Here is a 19,019-nt window from a genome sequence, read left to right as displayed (position 1 = left end):
TTACTAATCAATTAGCTTAAATACCTTTAGTTTTACAGCTAAAATCTCGCAAACACACAGAAATTTTAAGTTTTTCCCTCTTATTCCGTATATAAATGCATATAAAGCGCTTACCAACGTGTTTTTTTTTTAGATAAATGCAGCCTTTGCCGACAAACATTAAACGATCATCTTTTTACGATGAACCCTAACCTGATGTTACATTTGTTTTTCGGCCTGAGCGATAGTTTTGATTAAGTCGCGATGATTTAACATCACTAATTGTACTACCTCTACCCTTAAGATTACCTCCAGCTGAAATAAACGGTCAATGGTTAACCTACTATAACCAAGTTCAATTTTGCTATAAGCATTTTGGGATATGCTAAGCTTTGCAGCGAGATAGCCCTGGGTGTAACCTCTGTATTCTCTAACCAATCTGATGTTCATGGCAACAATTTTTGCCTTTTGGGAAAGTACATTTTCCATAGGATGCGCATAGTTTAAATATTTGTAAAATATGGAACATGTACTACAGGGTCTGATGGTAAGCTTTTAATACACGAGGGGTTACACAGGAATGAGAACATGACCTATAGATTAACAAAATGATCAACTAAATGTTTAGACATGTCTTATCATGCTTCGGATAGCTTCCATTTTAGCATCATTAACCCCGTAGTTAGTAAAGCAGGGTAAAATGCTGAAATGATATTTATTAGCAATCACCAACCAATTTTGCATGACCATTGATCATCTATCAAATTTAGTTCTGATCATTCAGAATTACTGCGAAGTTGATCAGGGAATCATATTTTAAATTTAACGCCTATGTAACAAACTATTGATATTCTAAGTTGGTCATATTGTAAATTAACAATGGATATGAGAAATTATCTTGTATCACAATCCCGCAAAGCGTATTGCTTCCCCGCTTGTTGGATATTGACCTACGATACGGCCCAGTTCGTGCCATGCTTTTTTCTTAACCGAAAAAAATGAATACTCACCTGTGGTTTGGTTTAAATTTAAATGGTGTCCCATGATTTTAAAATTTTTAAATGAGTGATAAGAATGGTTTAAAATGGCAGATCATCGTTTCCAACACCACTATTTACTACACTTGCCTCCGCATTAGGCTGCATAACATCGGTGCCATCCAATCGATTTTTTACCACCTCCGTGAAATCTAATCTGTGGTGTGTTAAAATTTAAACCTGCTTGTGGCTCTCCGTCCCGGCCCGTCCAAGCCCTTGCAAAAACCCTCCCCGTAAGTTCAACAAGGATGCCTTTTGTAAGGAATTCTGCTACTTTTGCGCTCAGCCAGTATGCGCAGTCAAAAAAGGTTGTTTGCTCAACTTTTTCCCCGTCTTTGTTCGCTGTAGCTGTTGTTAATCGCTACCGAAAAATTTACAACTTGTTTGTCTTCTGCCACGTTGCGCACCTCCGCATCCCGTGTCAATCGTCAGATAATGTTCATAATCGTTCCTTTTAAAGGTTATACATTATTTCTTATGCCTTCCTTTTCCGCTGTAGCCCTGAGCTGTCTGCCCCTCCCGCAAATTTTCCAAAAGAAAAACCGGAAAAAAGAAAGCAGGTCATAAGTGCGGCCAAAGCGCAAGACCAAAGGAAACGGAATAATTGGAGGGGCCCCATTTATGGGGGAGGAAACCGTTTATGCCGTAGTCTTTTGGTGGGCATAGAGTTGGGTGGCCGCAATACCTTGGCTGCCTTTTTACCGGTTGATTATGGAAATGTTTCTTTTACGATTGATTAATAAACACCAATTATTGAGCAGTTATGGAAGAAAATCCAGATCGATGGTCTTAAAAACTATAGCGCTAGATGAGTCGAACATATTGAAAATCAACACGGAAAATCTTTTTAACACTTACCTGCCTGAAAAATTTCACAACGTAACCCCCTATGTTTTGTGAGGGAAAGGGTTGCCCACGAGTATCCATACGTAACAGCGGAAAATAAACCCTCTAGTGAGTCAATGTGGTTTGCTTGACAATCTGATCAAAGAGGTTTTTTCAAGTTTTATTTATGAAGTGTTGATAATGAATAGAAATCAGGAAACAGGCAGCCAGGCTTCGGTGTATACAAGTGCACACGAGAAGGAACTTTGGCAGGAAATGAAAAGCGAACTCTGCAACACTAACCTTCAGAATTGGTTATTCAATGCGACAAGCGGCAAAACCAGGCATGGCGATCTGGGCTATAGGATGGGATATAAATAGCGGAATCTTTTTATAAGAATCTGAAGAGAAAACGACGGCCATAAAAGAAATGATCGAGACCGATAACCCGCTGGTGTTATTGGATAAGAGAGAATATAATCTGAAATTTAGATAAACTGTAAAGCTTATTTTGAGCACTAAAGAAGCTGCATGGAAATGAGTGATTAAATCAGCGCTTCTGCTTTTTTTATTTGATGTGACATCCGGAAAAGAAAAGGATTTCTAATTCGATATGTAATAGGTCATCCACTAATCATATTCTATTAAATCCCTATCAAATTACCGCCATGTATTGGAAGCACTATTGCAACTCATAAATATTTCATAGTTTCGCGGCATGACATTACCGGAAGTTATTGCGTTGGAAGAGTGGTTTAAAAATGTGGAATTACCAAAACCACCAGTAATGCTGTTTCCCGGGACGGACATCGCCGACGTCAATAAAATTCCTTAAGATTCAGTTTATTTCTTTGAAAATGATCCGAGTAAAACTAATGCTCCGGTGATCTATCGGCTAAAGGCTTTAAAGCTGCTTATAGAATCTAATCTTCAATTTTTTTTTCAGCTGAATAGAACTGACTTTCAAAAGCAATGATGTGCTGTGGCTGTTCAGTCCATTTTGATTTGCTAGTAGTTCTTTTTGGCTCCACATGTTTAGCTTTTGAAAAATGGTCCTTACAAAAATAAGGAATGGATCAGGTATTTTATTATGGTCATACAGCTGTTTCTGCTTTGTAATTTCTCCAGGAAGATTTTTAGCCATGGATAGCGTTACACACCTGATTATTTGTCACTGCCTATTTTTGCAAAAAGTAACCTTGGGTTTGAGCATTCTTATCTAACAAATCTATCATTGCCTGTTCAGAAAGCGGTTTAAGCAAATAACCTATTACCATTGGAAATTCTGCAGCACGAATTTCATCGCTGGATTCCTTGGAAGAGGATACAATTACCACATGAATTGAGGATAATGTTGAATGTTGCTTTAAATATTCCAAAAATGCCCATCCATCCATGCCGGGCATATTGATGTCAAGGAGGATTAAAAATTGTTTGTCTTTATTATCAGGGTGATAAAGATAATTGATTGCAAGTTCCCCTGAAAGAAAATCAAACAGGAATATAGGATTTAAATTTGCTAAAATAACCTGATGAATATACAAAATCACCGGATCATCATCAACCAAAAGTAATTCCCTAATCACGTTATTTTTATCAGAAATAATCATTTTTAAATAAATGTTTAACCAAAATTAGCTGAAAATTTTTGTTTTGCTGGCCGGAGATATACTTTAGTTCCAAACATAATTGATAGAGCAGTCGGTTCATGCCGGCGATATATATTATTAAAGTATGATAATCTTATATTTAACTACTTCTTGTTGAAGACGATAGTCTCTCTAATCAGCTTAAAAGTGGTTAGGCAAGGAGATTGATCTTTGAATACCAAGTTCACTTTAAAATTAAATTGGAAAAAGCTGGGATTCAACTGTTTTGGTAAGCTCATTAAGTGAAAACGGTTTTCCGATAAACCTCCCAGGCATATTACGCCATTTTTTTTCTACCATGCAGCGTTCACTACTTGACATGATGATTACAGGGATTTCTTTTGTTTCGTCGACCACTTTTAATAAATCGTAAATTTCGCTGCCGTGCAAACAGCCTAAGTTGACATCGAGTAAAATGAGGTCCGGCAAGAATTTTTTAGCAACAGCAATGACATGATCAGTCTCACTGGTGCAACATACCTTAAAACCTTCATCTTCCAGAATAAACTGGCAGATTGCTAAAATCTCATCACTATCATCAATCACAAGAATCTTTTTCATAAACAACTAACTCATCAGGTACGTAACTTGGTGATATAAAGGTTTTAAATTATTTTTGTTTGGTCAAATCAGATTGTTCAGCGTGTCAAATGAAGAAAAATGATTAGCGTTTTAACTTCTGGGGTATGTAGATTTATCATTTAAGGGAGCTAAATCGTTTTAATAATTTTCTGAAAATAATTTGTATAATTTTTGCTTATTTCGAGAAAAAATGGTGCGCATGAAGAAAGAAGATGTTGTTACGCCAGGAACGGTTAATAGATTCATTGATTTAAATTTGACTGGAAATTATGAATTCCAATCTATCCTAGATATGGTAACTGATATATGCAGTAAGTCAATCGCTTTTATCACTTTGATCGATGATAGCAGGAACTATGTGAAGATTGCCAAAGGGATTCATCCTGATCAAATTGTCAAGGAAAGCGATTTTTACCGAAATGCGATAAAATCTTCGGTTATAATGATTGTCTCTGACGTATGTAATGATGAAAGGATAAGTAGTAATTCGCTGGTTACAGGGGAACTGGATGTAGGTTTTTTTGCGTTGGCCCCTTTGATTACGCAAGGCGGTGAAATTATCGGTGCACTATGCCTATTAGATCAGAAAGTTGGAAAACTAACACCTCAGCAACTACAGATGTTTGGGATATTATCTCGTCAGATGATGTATTTGATGGAAATTCAATCGATTACTGAACAGCTTAAGGAACAACTCCAACGTGCAGAATCACAGAACAAATCGTTACAGGAGATCGCGTTCATTCAGTCTCATGAAATAAGGCATCCCTTAACAATAATCATGGCTCTGGTCAACCTAGGCTCTAATGGCCAGATGAGGCTAGATAAAAAATGGTTCGAAATGCTTTCTGATGCAGCTTTTACCTTGGATGGCCGAATAAAGGCAATAGTGAATGAAACCATCAATGAAAAAGACCTAAAGCTTGCCAGGTTTAATAGAATGGTTCAGGAGATAGAAGACTATGCTATTTTAATGTTAGATCAAGAAGGAAATATTGAAAACTGGAACCGGGGCGCACAAATCGTTAAGGGATATCACGAGGAGGAAATAGTTGGCAGAAACTTTAGCATATTTTATTCATCAAAAGATATTCAGGAAGGCAAGCCCCAAAAACTAATACAAGAAGCAAAAGCCCTCGGCAAGGCAACAGATGAGGGATGGAGGGTAAAAAAAGACGGAAGCACATTTTGGGCTAACGTAGTGATTACCGCTATCCATGATAAAGACGACAATGTGATAGGATTTACAAAGGTTACAAAAGATCTGGGTAGACATCATGTGTGTGATTCATATAGATCCTTTCCATAACTTTATATTAAAATGATGGAAAAACCGTTGGTTTTACCACATTACAACATAAATAACAACAATGAATAATGAAGTAAAAAAACGCCTTGAATGGGTTAAGCTTTATGAATCCATTGGTGTGGCAGTTATTGTTTACTTGCGTTGCGGTATCAGCCGTCCAACACTACGAAAATGGATTAAAAGGTATAAGGAACGTGGTATTGATGGCCTTAATGAACACAGTAGAAGACCTCATAAAATACACACTCAAATAACCTTAGAAGATGAGCAGCGAGTTCTCGATTTAAGAGACAACCGAAAGCTCGGCCACTGTAGTATTGCCAACGAAATGAAACGTTTATATGACCGGACCTTATCTACCGCCACTATCCATAAGTTACTGATCAGAAATAATAGGCAATACTTAAAACTTAGGCGAAATTACCGTAAACGATTACATCGGTACAACAGGCCAATACCTGGCGACCGCGTTCAAATGGATGTTTGTAAGATAGCTGGCAAGCTTTATCAATATACTGCAATTGATGATTGCAGCCGTTTTAAAGTTGTTGAACTCTTCACCAGGCGAACAGCAACTAATACTTTGAGATTCCTTGAAACAGTAAAAGAACAGATGCCTTTCCCTATACAACGCATTCAAACGGACAGAGGTAAGGAGTTTTTCGCCTATACATTTCAAGAAAAGCTTATGGAGTATGGCATTAAGTTTCGGCCGATCAAGCCGCGCTCTCCACACCTTAACGGGAAAGTAGAAAGGACTCAAAGAACCGACTTAGACGAATTGTATTCGACTATTGATATTAAGGACCCAGATTTGCCCAATCTGCTATCGCAATGGCAATTTCACTACAACTGGTTTAGGGAACATAGCTCGTTAAAAGGAAAATCTCCCATGCAAGTGGCTAATGATCTGGCAGATAAAACACCTGTATGGGACGAATTTGGTAACATGTATGATCCTTTGAAAGAAAGAATTAAGGTGCAAAATTATTGGCTTGATTCTAAGCTATATAAGTGAAACGATCTCTGTAAATCCCACACCTAATACCCTATTTCTTCTATTCAGGAGAATGATCTTAAATTCTTCGATCAGGTCTATCCCATCCTGATTCCAATTGTTGACGAGCGCATGGTACGCTTTATCGGAGCTATCAATCTGTGGCCGCTCCATGGCCTTAAACTTCAGGCGGCAGCTGATTTCGATCTCCGCAAGCTGAGAAAGTGAGTTTTCCATAATATTTCGATTTAATTATGGTGCTTCGCCAGGTTTGCCGGCCGCCAAAGCAAAAGAAGCAACGGAATAAATAGCAGCGCGCGCAAACGCTGCTAAAGGGTTTATGCCGGAATTTCTTTCTGCGTGCCGGACGTAAAACCTAAATTTGTACATTGATCAATTGAATTCCCCAATCTTTTCAACACCCAGTTAAGGGGATTCCAAAGAATAATTTTCTTTCTGCATTGTGGGAAAGTTGGTGAAGTTAAGTAAACAGATGTCAACATTATTATTGGTATGACCATTCAACAATATGTAATCCTATCCTTATCCGCTCTATCGCTTGCTGATGATGGATCAGCATTTGTTCTTTCATTAACCCTTCCAAAAACAAAGTGATTTTTTATTTTGGAGTTGACGGTGCCCTTGTTTAGCGAATCGTTTTATACGGAAATGCGCAAAATCATTCTGTAAGTTCAAGGTATTGTTTTTGCTTGAGCAACCTTGCCTTCAGTTCGCTATAGCTGATCTCCTGTATTCCGATATGATGATCAATCGCCAAGGCAGCGGCAGTGGCAGCTGATTCCCCCAAGATCATAAAAACCGGTTCCATACGTATTGACCCATAGGCAATATGCGATGAAGACAGGCATACCGGAACCAGCAGGTTCGCACACTCTCTTGCTTTGGGCACAATCGCATCATACGAAATGCTGTAGGGCCTGGGTGCTTTTACGCCAATATCTCCTTCATTCTGCACATACCCCTCCGGTGTAATGTACCGCTGTGTATTATGGGAGTCTAATGCATAGGAACCCATGCCAATCGGCTTTGGAACATTTTTCCTACCCAACACTTCATGCTCAGTCAACACATAATCGCTTACCATTCGCCGTGCCTCACGTACATAAATCTGGTAGGGCCAGTTTCCATTATCAACAAATTCATCTTTTGCAAGCCCCCATTTCTGCATTGCTGTCCTGTACAGCTCCGGAACCTTTTCATCATTGGCCATAAAATACATCAGCCCTTTCTGGTAATCTTCATGTGCCTTGATGATCTTTTTTCGCTCTTCGTAGGAAGCTTCAGGATATCCATAATTCATGCCAATGAAATCTGTGCTGAAAGGACCATGGTTATTGGTATCCGTTTTTCGGTTTGGTACAGGATCATATTTATTGAAAAGTTCATTCCAGCCGCTTTGAAAAAGACGCGCCAGTAGCTCATATTGCATTGGATCATAGAGATCAGGTTTGGTAAAGGCTTTTCGGTTTTCAGGCTTATCAGTAAGGCACATCCTGTAACAATAAGCCTGCAGTTTATGGTCGCCGCTACCTTTTACTGCCACCGGCTCATTGGACACTCCAGGTAGTAACCCGCTGTTTTTATCACCTGATATGCGATAGGGGCTTATTTTTGTTGCAAAATGATGATTGTGCTGGAACGCTAATTGCTGGACACCATTCCAGGTTTCCTTATATACCGAATTAGCTTCCCTTCCAATATGATAGCTTACTTTGGCAGCAGCCATCAGGTCACCCTCATAGGTTGCATCAATAAACATTTTACCCTTAAACTCTTTTCCAGACAATGTCCGGATAGCCGAAATGACGTGCTGTTTCATTTCCACTCCATTTTTTCTATCCAACCATTCACCGCGGAATACCTGAAGATTATTTTCTTTTACGAAATCCTCCATAATGGATTCAGCAACATGTGGTTCAAAGATCCACATCGTTCTATCAGCCCCATCAATGGCAGGCGTCCCCTGCCCTTTGTTACCATACTCTTCTTTGTGTTGCCATTTCCAGGCTTCTCTCCCCTGGTAATGCAAATAAACCCGATGGTAAAATTCTCTGGCTATCCCGCCTATTACCGACTTGTTTCCGGTATCGGTAAACCCTAGTCCGGAAGATGAAAGTCCGCCCAAGTGCTGGTCCGGGGAAACGACTATGACCGATTTCCCGGAGCGCGATGCCTGCACCGCAGCAATGACCGCCGCAGAAGTTCCCCCGTAAATAATAATATCTGCCTCATAGGCTTTTACGGTTTCTGCATGTGCACGGGAAGTTATATTTGCCAGAAATAAAACGGCTATTATGATCTTTTTTAAATATTGAACGTTCATTTCAGGATAACAATTTGCTTAAATATGCCGGATAACTGTCTTGGTCAATCGACCCGTCGCCCTTGGTTATACTATCACCGAAGCAAACGATAGATCTGGAGGCATGTAAATGATTAGCTTTCAGATAATCATACACGGAAAGGGCGATAAACCGATAACCATTGGCCGTTGGATGGATTCCATCTGTTTTATTGGTATTTGCCATGTTCTGGATAAGTGAATCTTTTTCAATTCCTATCTTCCCTATGGCTTCAAAGCGATGGCAGATATCCAGAAAATGTACATTGTTTTTCCATACCAATCTTTCCAAGGCACCATTTAGCTGTTTCCGTCTTCCAGCGACACCCTCGGGTTGATAAAATGCTTCAGGGTGGCGGGTGAAAAGGTAGGGTTCATAGGCAGGAAGGATGTTCAGTACCAATAAGGCACTTCCTGCAGATGTAATGCGCTTCATCATGGAATCCATGTTAGAGAGGTATTGCGTCAGCTGAACATGTTTGACACTGTTCATGTCGTTTGTTCCGGCCATTAGTATGGTTAGCTGTGGTTGGTAAGCCAGGCAGTCCTTATCCAGCCTGGCGATAAGATCGTTTGTGTTATTACCGCCGACCCCCGAATTGATCACTTTAGGAATGAGTCGGGCTAGACCGGTCAAATTAAGGGAACCATCCAGAGCGCTTTCAGCAGCTGGAAGCTGAGCGATTGTCCCCATTCCCAAGGCTGTAACAACACCTGCTTTTATGAGCTGTCTTCTTTTCATTATTTAATTACTGGTTACCTTCTCCGCCCCCATTGCTTATGTTAGCGCTGAAGTAAACTGATTCTGCTTATTAGGCTTATAAATATAGCTTGGTTAGAAAGATGTCTGATAAAATAAATATAGCAATTTTCTTTTGATCATCAATCGAAACAGCATATAATCCCTATCCTAATCTGAAAGTGTAAATGGTGAAGGGAAAAATTATCACCAAACCAGATTATCGTGAGCAATGATATAAAACCTGCTTTAATAGGCAACTATCGGGGGAACGTTTAATCATCAACCCCATGTCGTTCCTTGTTCTTGGTAGCTTAGCACAAATGCTAAAATTTGCAATAAATTCTTATCAAATATAACTTCATTACCGTGCTATTGCTATCATAAATGCTATATGGCCCAAGAGAGGATGAAGTGATCGATCAGTTGTTATGTACCGTTCAATGCTTAATTAATGGAGAAATTCAAAGATTATATTTTATAACAAACGATGATATTAAGAAACTATTTGAACTTTGATTGGTTGTAATGTAAGTATCGACGCTTATGAGAAAGACAATTATGGTGGTAGAAGATGATGAAGGTATTAGAGATATTATCTCCATTCTACTATCGGAAGAAGATTATGATGTAAAGCTTTATCCAGACGTAGGGTCTTTTAAAAATGAAATTAAATCAATGTCCCCTGATTTATTGATAACAGATGTCATGTTGCCGGACGGCAATGGTCTGGAGCTTTGTAGTGAAATGAGAGCCGATAACCGCACGGATCAAATTCCGATACTGATGATGTCAGCCAATGCATCGATAAATGATTTTGGGTCAAAATGCACACCAGATGATTTTATCGCAAAGCCGTTTAATATAGATGACTTCATCAACAGAGTTACGACAATACTAAACTAAACCCACTCTTTTAACACTTATCTTTTTCCATAATATAACATGTTCGATTTATTGTAGAACTTATAGCGGAAACAAATCCTTAGTACATGTATAGCTCAATGCCTGTAGATATGAGCCTGATAGAATCGCAGAGTTCATCACCATCCAAGTGCTTCAAAAGATATCCTGCCACACCTGCCTCCCTGGCCCTTCTGACAAAGTCTTCTTTTGTATGCATCGTTAGGACAATGACTGTTATCATTGGAAATTCTTTTTTTAATTTTAAGCTAAATTCGAACCCGTCCATTACTGGCATACTGAGATCTGCAAGTACAATATCACACTCGACTCCTGAACGCAGACGTTCCAAGGATCGCTGGCCATTAGATTCGGCAGCGGCGATAGAAATGTCCTGCTGGTTGCCAAGTAGTCTTACCAGCTCAGCCCTGACAATTGGATTATCTTCTGCGATCAGTAGTCTTATCATAACTATATTAACTCGGCTATAAGATTAAGTTTCCTCAAATGTTGATCATTTAATTTCTCATTACTTTAATTATCCGAAAATCTCTTTGCCTGCTGATTTACACTAGCAGAACACATAGGCTAGTCGACACCCTAAAATAAGCATTTATCTCAAAACATGATCATATCCAGAGAAGTTTTGGAATCTTCAAGTTATGCCTAAAAGTAATCCAGGCTTCTTTATCCCGACCCAAAACGTATGTTAAATAAGACCATTTGGATTATTATACCTTAATTCCTTCTTACGAATCGGTGTTGTCGTATAAATCAAATCCGTTATTTATACCCGCCGGAAGAGTGGTAAATACTTGTTTTTATCATTTGTCGCTAAATCATGTTAAAATGATTAACTTCAAAAAACCCCGGATCTGAATTTAAGTGTCATTTAACCCGAAAGTTCTCAATGATGAAGCTGCCGTACTTGGCCAATTCTAGTACCCTATTAAAGAAAGCTAATGACATTACCCTCTGACGAACAACTCACCCATATGCGATTGCTTCAAGCAGTGCTAGATTCATCGCCATACATCATACAGGTCTTTAGTGCTGTATTCAATGAAAAAAATGAGATTATCGATTTTGTATGGACCATGAATAATCAAAAGGGTGTCGAACAAAATGGACCAGTCATCGGAAAGAGTTTATTAATGCAAAACCCGGCAGTTGCAGAGACCGGGATATTTGATAAGATGAGGCAAGTCGCAAAGACAGGCGTTCCGTGTACACAGGAGATCAAATATTCGTACGAACAGTTTGATGGCTGGTTTCGTCAGTCACTGGTGAAACTTAATGATGGTGTGGTGATGACCACCGAAGACATTACGGAGCTCAAGGCAAGCAGGGATCTGGCACAGACCGTTTTTGAAGTAGCAAGTAATCCTATGGCCTATCACAAAGCCATCCGCGATGAAAAGGGCCAGATTGTGGATTTTGAATTCAAGCTGGAAAACAAGGAAGCCCGCAAGTATTCGGAGATTGACCGTAAAGGACAACGATACTCCGATGTTTATCCAGGCATTAACAATACTCACATTTTCCAGCTCTATTGTGATGTAGTAGAAACCGGCCATCGGTTGGACACTGAAGTAGAGATAACGTTGAAAGGGGTCGCGCAGTGGTTTCACCTGACTGCAGCTAAATTAGATGATGGCCTAATCTCATCCGCAGTAGACATTTCGCAACGTAAAAAAACGGAAAAGGAAATCCATGAGCTAAAAGACAAAATAGCCCTTAATCTCAAGGACAGATATTACTCCATTTTCAATGCTATTGATGATGGCTTTTGTATATATGAAGTATTGTATAATCAGGAAAACAAACCTTATGACCTGAAATGGATAGAAGTCAATCCTGCGTATCAAATCCAGACCGGCTTAAGCGATGTTGTCGGTAAATTACACAGCGAGCTTTCAGCAGGTACCGAACAATATTGGTTTGATCTATTTGACCAGGTCATCAGGACTGGTGAAGCCGGCAGGTCTGAAAACCTTCATGAACCGACCGGCCGTTGGTACCGCGTTCTTGCTTCACGTGTGGGCGAAGCAGCAGGCAGGCAGGTCGCTGTAATTTTCGAAGACATCACAGAACGCAAACAAAGGGAGCAGCAGCAAGCCTATCTCTTAAAACTCAATGACGCTCTGCGATCGCTTGCCGATCCGATAGCCATCCAACAAGTGGCTATGCAACTGTTAGGGGAATTCCTGAAGGCAGATCGGGTGGTATATGCAGATGTGGAGGGCGAAGAATTTGTTTTGAATGACAATTATGTTGGAGAAGGTGTGCAGAAACTTACGGGCCGGTTTCCTTTTGGGACTTTCGGTGCTTCCGTCAGTATACTCAAAAAAGGTAAGGCCGTAATTACAGATGATGTGAGTCTTGGGAATTACGATGATCTGGAGAGAGAGAATTTTTTTGCGGTAGGCGTGCATGCGGTTCTTGCTATACCGATTGTAAAAAATGGCATATTCGTCGGCAATCTGAGCGTACACCATCAAACGCCACGGAAATGGAAGGAGGATGAGATCGCATTGACTACAGATACGGCTGAACGCGTCTGGACTGCATTGGAACGCGTAAAAGCCGAACAGGCGCTGCGCAAAAGTGAAGAAAAATACCGTACGCTTTTTGAAAATATAGATGAATCCTTTGTACTCGTCGAGCTCGTTTTTGATGCATACGGCAAAGTCAGCGATTTTATCTATCTGGAGGAAAATCCAAAACATGCCGAAACCACCGGAATTCCCAAAGTGATCGGCAAAAAAGCAAGCGAACTCTTACCAAACCTTGAAGCGAAATGGCTTGCTTCATTCAATCATGTTTACGATACAGGAGAAGCGATACGCGGTGAAGATTATAATGCAGATACAAATCGGTGGTACCGGTTCTACCATTCCCGTGTCGGAGGATCTGGAAGTCGCCTTATTGCCAGCGTTAGTTTAGACACCACTGAACAAAAGCGCCGCGAGCAGCACCAGGCTTTTATACTTAATTTTTCAGACCGTCTTCGTAAAGAACCTAATCCTGACGCCATTGCCAATCTCGCGCTCGAGCTGTTGATCGCTTACCTCCAACTTGATCGCAGTTACATTGTATCCTATTATCTGGACGAAAATAAGGCGTTGTTGGACTATCAGATGGGAAACGATACGGTGCCGCCTTTGCCAGAAATTTTTGACCTCTCCCAATATCCAGAAGCATATAAGGCGATCCTGGACCAAACGCTTGTCATAGAAGATGAACTTGAAAGACAGGGCCTGTCAGAGGCCGAAAAAGAAAAAAGCAGTAAGCTTGGAATGAGGGCAATGGTGGCTGCTACGCTACGCAAAGGTGAATATTCACCACTTTGGTCAATGGTAGCGATCAGTTCAAAGCCCCGCCGATGGCAAACTGACGACATCCAGCTCATCGAAAAAGTTGCCGAACGTACCTGGTCAGCGATCGAGCGGTCAAAAGCTGAAAAGGAAATGGAGGAGTCAAGAAAACGCTTCCAATCGATTGCCAATTTGGTACCTGACCTACTCTGGGACAGCGAGCCGGACGGTTCAACAAACTGGTACAACAAGCGTTGGCTTGCCTACAGGGGCCAAAGTTTGGAGGAAGCTATCGGCCTGGGATTGATCGATGCCATTCATCCTGATGACCGGGAAGGCTGGACGATCGGCTTTTATGAAGCTGTCCTGACCGGCAATGAACTTCGACAGGAACATCGCATACGCAGACATGATGGCGCATACTGCTGGTTTGTCGTAAATGCATCACCAGTCATTGACCCAAATGGTCAGGTGGTAAAAATGTACGGATCCGCAACAGACATTCATGATCGAAAGATAGCAGAAGAAGCGCTCCGCGAGAGTGAAAAGCGCTTTCGAACGCTCACGCAGACATCCCCAGTTGGAATAGCCGTGAACTCCCTTGAGGGTCGGATCATTTACGTTAATCAAGCTTATGCAAATATTATTAATTACAGCCCCGAAGAACTATTACAAAAGCCCTCAGGTTTTGTTTATGACGAGCCCCGAGAGCGGGAGGCTTGGTTGAATGACATCAGCAAACCATATACACTGTCTAACCATGAGGTCAGGTTCAGGCAAAAGAATGGCAACCCGGTATGGGTCTCAATCAGTGCAGCAACGATAGAATATGGCGGGCAGCAGGCCATGCTTGATGTTGTGCTAGATGTCAATGAACATAAGCAGACTGCGATAGCATTACGAGATGCCGAACTGAAGTACCGTACACACCTGGAACCAGAGGTCCAAGAGCGCACAGCGGAATTACAACAAAACCGCGAGCTATTACAGGCGACACTGGATAGCAACCATGAAATGATCCAGGTATTTCAGGCCGTGAGGAATGCTGATGGAAAGATCACTGATTTTATTTGGATATTGAATAACCATGCCTCGGAACAGATCTATGGCGATGTGATCGGAAAAAGCCTGGTGACCCATAACCCAGGAGTCAAAAAAGAGGGTATATTCAAAGCTTTTGTGGAAGTAACTGAAAGCGGTATAGCCCAGCAGTACGAAAAGAAATACAAGTATGAGCAATTTGAAGGATGGTTCGATCAATCCGTTGTAAAACTTAATGATGGCGTCGCCACCACAACATTGAATATTACCGCCCGAAAAAAGGCAGAACTCCGGCTCAAGGAAAACCGCGATCAACTAAGTTCGATACTCGATACAACCCTGGTTCAAATGTCTATCCTGAAAGCCATACGGGACAGCGGAGAGCAGGTCATAGACCTGGAGATCATCGCAGTCAACAAGCAACTGGAAAGTGTCACGGGCCGAACTGATCTGATCGGCAAAAAATACACAGAAGAATATCCCGGAATCCGCGATGCGGGCCTCTTTGATCTCATTATCAAAACTATCGAAACCGGCCAACCTCAGTCGACAGAATATTTATATAGTTATGATGGGTTCAACCAGTGGTTCTCCTGCGCCTTCGTAAAACTCAATGATGGCGTAGTGGCGACCAACATGGATATCACAGTCCGCAAAGCGGCTGAGGAAGAGCGTCTCAAAAATTATACACTATTGAAGCAATCCGAAGATCTTGCCTTTCTTGGAAGTTGGGATTATGATATCATCAGTGGGACGTTTAGCTGGTCGGACGGGATGTATCGCCTCTTCAGTATAGATAAAGGAACGCCAGTCAAACCTGAAATCTATATGACACATGCTACAAAAGCGACAAGCGCGGCGGTTAAAGATTTAGTCCGTCATATTCTCTCAGGTGATAAGGATTTTGAAGAAACCATAGAATTAAAAATTGATGGAAGAAGAAAAGTACTCCATCTCAAAGGTGCCGTAATCAGAGATGAAATTGGCAGGGCCTTGCGTGTGCTCGGCGTTGATATGGACATTACGGCCATGCGCCAGGCGCAGGAAAAAATTCACAGCATGGAGGCCGAGCAGCAATTGGAGATTTTCAGGGTAACGCTCGAAACCGTAGAAGAGGAACGGCACCGCATTTCTGAAAGCCTGCATAATGGAATCGGACAGATTCTCTATGCGGTCAAAATCGGCTTGTCCAGTGTAACTTACGGAGGCGAAGAGGATCAATTCAAAAAAAACAAAGCTTACATCAGTAAACTGCTCACCGATGCAATTGTCGAAACGCGGCGTATATCCCATGAGCTGATGCCCACTACACTCGAAGAATTTGGACTAAAAAGCGCCATTGACGATGTTTGTTCACAGCTGAGCGGCGCGACAAGGTTCCGCTGCCAGATTTCAGGCTATCAAGGTAGAATGGAAAAATTCCTGGAACTTGCGGTCTACCGTACTGTTCAGGAGCTGATGAACAATGTGGTCAAACACGCTAATGCCACTATCTGTAACCTCGGCATCCACATCACCGCTGCACAGATCAGAATATGGGTGAGCGATAATGGACAGGGTTTTGCAGATCAGGAAAAAGCCAAGCCAGGGATCGGACTTGCCACTATCCGGAGTAAGATCAAACTCCTTAAGGGAAAGGTATCAGTGAATTCGGTGCCTGGGCGTGGCACTGATATCCAGGTAATTATCCCACGGGCATTAAAAACAAAAAATAGCCAGTCTGGCTGATATAATAACTTTCAATGCGCCTTCCCATGCAATCCTGGACCGCCTGTATGGCAATCCGCGCGAACTGGATATGACCAGATCGGTTTTTATTCCTGAATTGCTCTCCGGTTCGTGCTCACGACAACGCCGTGTAAAGATGTAAGGACTCTCTTTTGAATAATAAATTTAAATCGCAACACAACCCGTAAATTTTGATTCTTATTCCGCAAAGGACCAGGCATTCTAACCCGCTAATGGAAATGAGAGCACAAAAGTACTTCCGCTGCCTTCCTCACTTTCGATTTTTATAGTTGCCCCATGGCGGATGATAATTTTCTTCACCGTGGCTAATCCCACACCGTTGCCTTCAAATTCATCCTGCTGACCAACCCTGGTAAAAAGGCCAAAAACTTTTGTTTGCTCTTCCGAGTTGATCCCAACACCGTTGTCTGTAATGCGGTAGACAACATTGTTTTCAACTATGGCCCCATCAATGGAAACAATAGGAAAGGTAGTTTTATGAGAATATTTCACTGCATTTTCAATAATGTTCAGGAAGACCTGAAAAAGAAGGACGGGATCGCCATCAATATCCGGAGTTTCCAGGATATTGAGTTTAAGATTTTTATTGATGTCGCCGATTAAAATCTGATCCTTGATCTCAGTTATCAGGGAGGTCATATCTACTTTCTCTTTATTTAAAAGTTTCTGACCTACTTTAGCGTATCCAAGGACAGTATGGATCATGTTACCCAACCTTGCAGAATTATCCACAATTTTGTCAGACATCTTTATAATCTCATTCTCTGTTGACCTGCGGGAAATCAATTCAGCAAAAGCTTTAATGGCGGTCAGTGGCGTTTTTAAATCGTGCGAGATTGTATGTGCAAAAGTGTCCAGCTCAGCATAAGCATCACGGAGCTTTTCATTGAGTATGCGCAACTCTATCGTTTTACGCCCTATAGCGAAATTGATTTCATCCCTGATTTCCAGAAATGTTTCTATCTCTAGACCAGACCACATTTCGGAACTCCCCTTAACCTCCTGCAACCATTGATCAAAAGAGTTTCTTGGCGAAATATATTGGTTGCCATTTTCATCAAAACGGATGATTTTAGCAGGGTCACCTGCCCATTTCACAGTGAGGGAAATCTCTGTCCTAAATATAAAAATACAATCTTTAACATCTTCGGTAAACTGGCATGCGATCAAACCCGCAAATTTACTATCGCAAGCTGTAGCTGAAGGAACATCCTGTGATATATTCTGTGAAATGATGAGGCCTTTGTCCCGTCTTCTGAGTTCTTCGGTCAAGCAAAAAATATCGCCAATATCCGGAACCTCTCCCCATGAATAATATTCACCTTCAAAATATAAAGAGATCCCAGATGCTTTGTAAGCATTCAATATGGTGTCGCCACAATCTTTTATAAAATCAGGAATTTTGTTGTTGTTCAATAAACTCCTGGTAACCTCCATCACGACGCCTTGCAACTTCAAATTATCCTGATGAATCTTTTCCTGATTTCTCAGCCCAACACAGGAACTCAGTACCTGACCAATCAGTTTAGCGGTTTCCCTCTGTCTGAAATTTATAAAACGGCGTGAATAATTATGACAGGCAATGAGCCCCCAGAGCTCATTATCTACAACAATGGAAACACTAAAACTTGATTGAACACCCATATTTTTAAGATAGGTAATATGGAAAGGAGATACTGCCCTGATCGTGCTATTGGTCAGGTCTGCAGGAATACTGCTCATAGCCAATATCGGAACAGGCACATCATCAACATTTGCAATCAACCTGGTATAATTCTTTTTATAGAGCTCCCGTGCCTGTAGTGGAATGTCGGAGGCCGGATAATGCAATCCAAGCCAAGTTTCCAGATCAGGTTGCTTATCCTCGGCGATTACTTCCCCATGTCCGTCTTCGTGAAACTTATAGATCATGATCCGATCATAATTAATAACCCTCCGGATCTCAACTACGGTATTTTCAAGAATGGTCTGCAACTCTTTCGCCGCTAACATTTGTGATAAAGCAGCCCCTACGGTGTTCTGGGGATCTGCGAACAAGTCGGATGCTTCAGGTTCAAAATCGAGTATGTAGTAATCACCCGATAGTGAAATGATCATATTATAAACCTGTCCCTTAATCTCTACAATATAGGGATTGTGCGGTTTAAATTCTTTTCCTTGCCATGAAAGGTTAATGATATACTCAATAAATTTATCATTGGCCGGTTTACCAAGAATAGCACTCACGGCGGTGATATAACTTTCCAGAATTTCAATACCAAGTTCCCTTCTCGCCAGTTCCTTAAAATTGGCACTGCAGTATTTTACTATCCCAATAGAATCAAGGATAACAAGATAACCGTGTGCCTGCACGTGACCAGGAATATGTATTGGTTCACGACTACATAAATCTAGTGGATCAACTTTACTCATTCTTTTTTAAATTACGCAGATTTGATGATATCAGATTGCTTATCGTCACACAAATCTTTTAATTAATCTTGCTGATACGAATTTCTCAAGATGGATTCCCTATCCTGAAATCATCACG

16 protein-coding genes are annotated in these 19,019 nt (G+C 41.1%); 7 read left to right on the top strand and 9 right to left on the bottom strand.

The window, feature by feature from the left end:
* Positions 1-198 precede the first annotated feature (198 nt).
* Positions 199-468 carry a helix-turn-helix domain-containing protein gene (locus PGN18_RS04300; RefSeq protein ID WP_335318123.1) on the bottom strand — a complete coding sequence of 90 codons (270 nt, stop codon included), beginning with the start codon at positions 466-468 and terminating at the stop codon, positions 199-201.
* Between the two features lie 414 nt (positions 469-882).
* The gene (locus tag PGN18_RS04295) at positions 883-1,023 is read right to left on the bottom strand and encodes a hypothetical protein (RefSeq protein WP_442955336.1); all 141 of its coding nucleotides are present in this window, start codon (positions 1,021-1,023) and stop codon (positions 883-885) included.
* 17 nt (positions 1,024-1,040) lie between these two features.
* On the opposite strand from PGN18_RS04295, the gene PGN18_RS04290 reads away from it, so the two are divergent.
* The 3 genes from PGN18_RS04290 to PGN18_RS22340 all read left to right on the top strand — a co-directional run bounded on the left by PGN18_RS04290 (position 1,041) and on the right by PGN18_RS22340 (position 2,676).
* Entirely contained in the window at positions 1,041-1,172 is a 132-nt protein-coding gene (locus PGN18_RS04290) for a hypothetical protein (RefSeq protein ID WP_335318122.1), read from the top strand.
* Between the two features lie 870 nt (positions 1,173-2,042).
* Entirely contained in the window at positions 2,043-2,222 is a 180-nt protein-coding gene (locus PGN18_RS04285; RefSeq protein ID WP_335318121.1) for a hypothetical protein, read from the top strand.
* Positions 2,223-2,559: 337 nt separating this feature from the next.
* Positions 2,560-2,676: a DUF6965 family protein gene (locus PGN18_RS22340; RefSeq protein ID WP_442955335.1), complete on the top strand. Its 117-nt coding sequence runs from the start codon at positions 2,560-2,562 to the stop codon at positions 2,674-2,676.
* Positions 2,677-3,019: 343 nt separating this feature from the next.
* On the opposite strand, the gene PGN18_RS04280 is transcribed toward PGN18_RS22340, so the two are convergent.
* On the bottom strand, positions 3,020-3,451 hold the full coding sequence (locus PGN18_RS04280) for a response regulator (RefSeq protein ID WP_335318120.1): 432 nt from the start codon (positions 3,449-3,451) through the stop codon (positions 3,020-3,022).
* A 234-nt stretch (positions 3,452-3,685) separates the two neighbouring features.
* Positions 3,686-4,051 carry a response regulator gene (locus PGN18_RS04275; protein ID WP_335318119.1) on the bottom strand — a complete coding sequence of 122 codons (366 nt, stop codon included), beginning with the start codon at positions 4,049-4,051 and terminating at the stop codon, positions 3,686-3,688.
* Between the two features lie 220 nt (positions 4,052-4,271).
* Between PGN18_RS04275 and PGN18_RS04270 the strand changes: the two genes are divergently transcribed.
* Positions 4,272-5,381 (top strand): PAS domain S-box protein, encoded by a 1,110-nt coding sequence (locus tag PGN18_RS04270; protein WP_335318118.1) that lies wholly within the window; start codon positions 4,272-4,274, stop codon positions 5,379-5,381.
* Positions 5,382-5,442: 61 nt separating this feature from the next.
* Positions 5,443-6,399, top strand: a complete 957-nt coding sequence (locus PGN18_RS04265; protein ID WP_335318117.1) for an IS481 family transposase — start codon at positions 5,443-5,445, stop codon at positions 6,397-6,399.
* Here PGN18_RS04265 and PGN18_RS04260 read toward each other — a convergent pair.
* From PGN18_RS04260 to PGN18_RS04250, 3 genes are all read right to left on the bottom strand, one after another.
* Positions 6,388-6,615, bottom strand: coding sequence for a hypothetical protein (locus PGN18_RS04260; RefSeq protein ID WP_335318116.1), 228 nt, complete (start codon positions 6,613-6,615; stop codon positions 6,388-6,390). The two genes, PGN18_RS04265 and PGN18_RS04260, sit on opposite strands and share 12 nt — an antisense overlap.
* 442 nt (positions 6,616-7,057) lie before the next feature.
* On the bottom strand, positions 7,058-8,722 hold the full coding sequence (locus tag PGN18_RS04255; RefSeq protein WP_335318115.1) for an FAD-dependent oxidoreductase: 1,665 nt from the start codon (positions 8,720-8,722) through the stop codon (positions 7,058-7,060).
* A gap of 1 nt (position 8,723) precedes the next feature.
* Entirely contained in the window at positions 8,724-9,482 is a 759-nt protein-coding gene (locus PGN18_RS04250; RefSeq protein ID WP_335318114.1) for an SGNH/GDSL hydrolase family protein, read from the bottom strand.
* Between the two features lie 543 nt (positions 9,483-10,025).
* On the opposite strand from PGN18_RS04250, the gene PGN18_RS04245 reads away from it, so the two are divergent.
* The gene (locus PGN18_RS04245; protein ID WP_335318113.1) at positions 10,026-10,385 is read left to right on the top strand and encodes a response regulator transcription factor; all 360 of its coding nucleotides are present in this window, start codon (positions 10,026-10,028) and stop codon (positions 10,383-10,385) included.
* Positions 10,386-10,464: 79 nt separating this feature from the next.
* Here PGN18_RS04245 and PGN18_RS04240 read toward each other — a convergent pair whose 3' ends face one another.
* Positions 10,465-10,851 carry a response regulator gene (locus tag PGN18_RS04240; protein WP_335318112.1) on the bottom strand — a complete coding sequence of 129 codons (387 nt, stop codon included), beginning with the start codon at positions 10,849-10,851 and terminating at the stop codon, positions 10,465-10,467.
* A gap of 493 nt (positions 10,852-11,344) precedes the next feature.
* On the opposite strand from PGN18_RS04240, the gene PGN18_RS04235 reads away from it, so the two are divergent.
* Positions 11,345-16,468 carry a PAS domain S-box protein gene (locus PGN18_RS04235; protein WP_335318111.1) on the top strand — a complete coding sequence of 1,708 codons (5,124 nt, stop codon included), beginning with the start codon at positions 11,345-11,347 and terminating at the stop codon, positions 16,466-16,468.
* A gap of 222 nt (positions 16,469-16,690) precedes the next feature.
* On the opposite strand, the gene PGN18_RS04230 is transcribed toward PGN18_RS04235, so the two are convergent.
* Positions 16,691-18,901 (bottom strand): ATP-binding protein, encoded by a 2,211-nt coding sequence (locus PGN18_RS04230; protein ID WP_335318110.1) that lies wholly within the window; start codon positions 18,899-18,901, stop codon positions 16,691-16,693.
* Positions 18,902-19,019 lie beyond the last annotated feature (118 nt).

This window comes from Pedobacter terrae, from assembly GCF_036946585.1.
Taxonomy (GTDB): domain Bacteria; phylum Bacteroidota; class Bacteroidia; order Sphingobacteriales; family Sphingobacteriaceae; genus Pedobacter; species Pedobacter terrae_C.
This window is presented reverse-complemented; position numbering and strand designations above follow the sequence as displayed.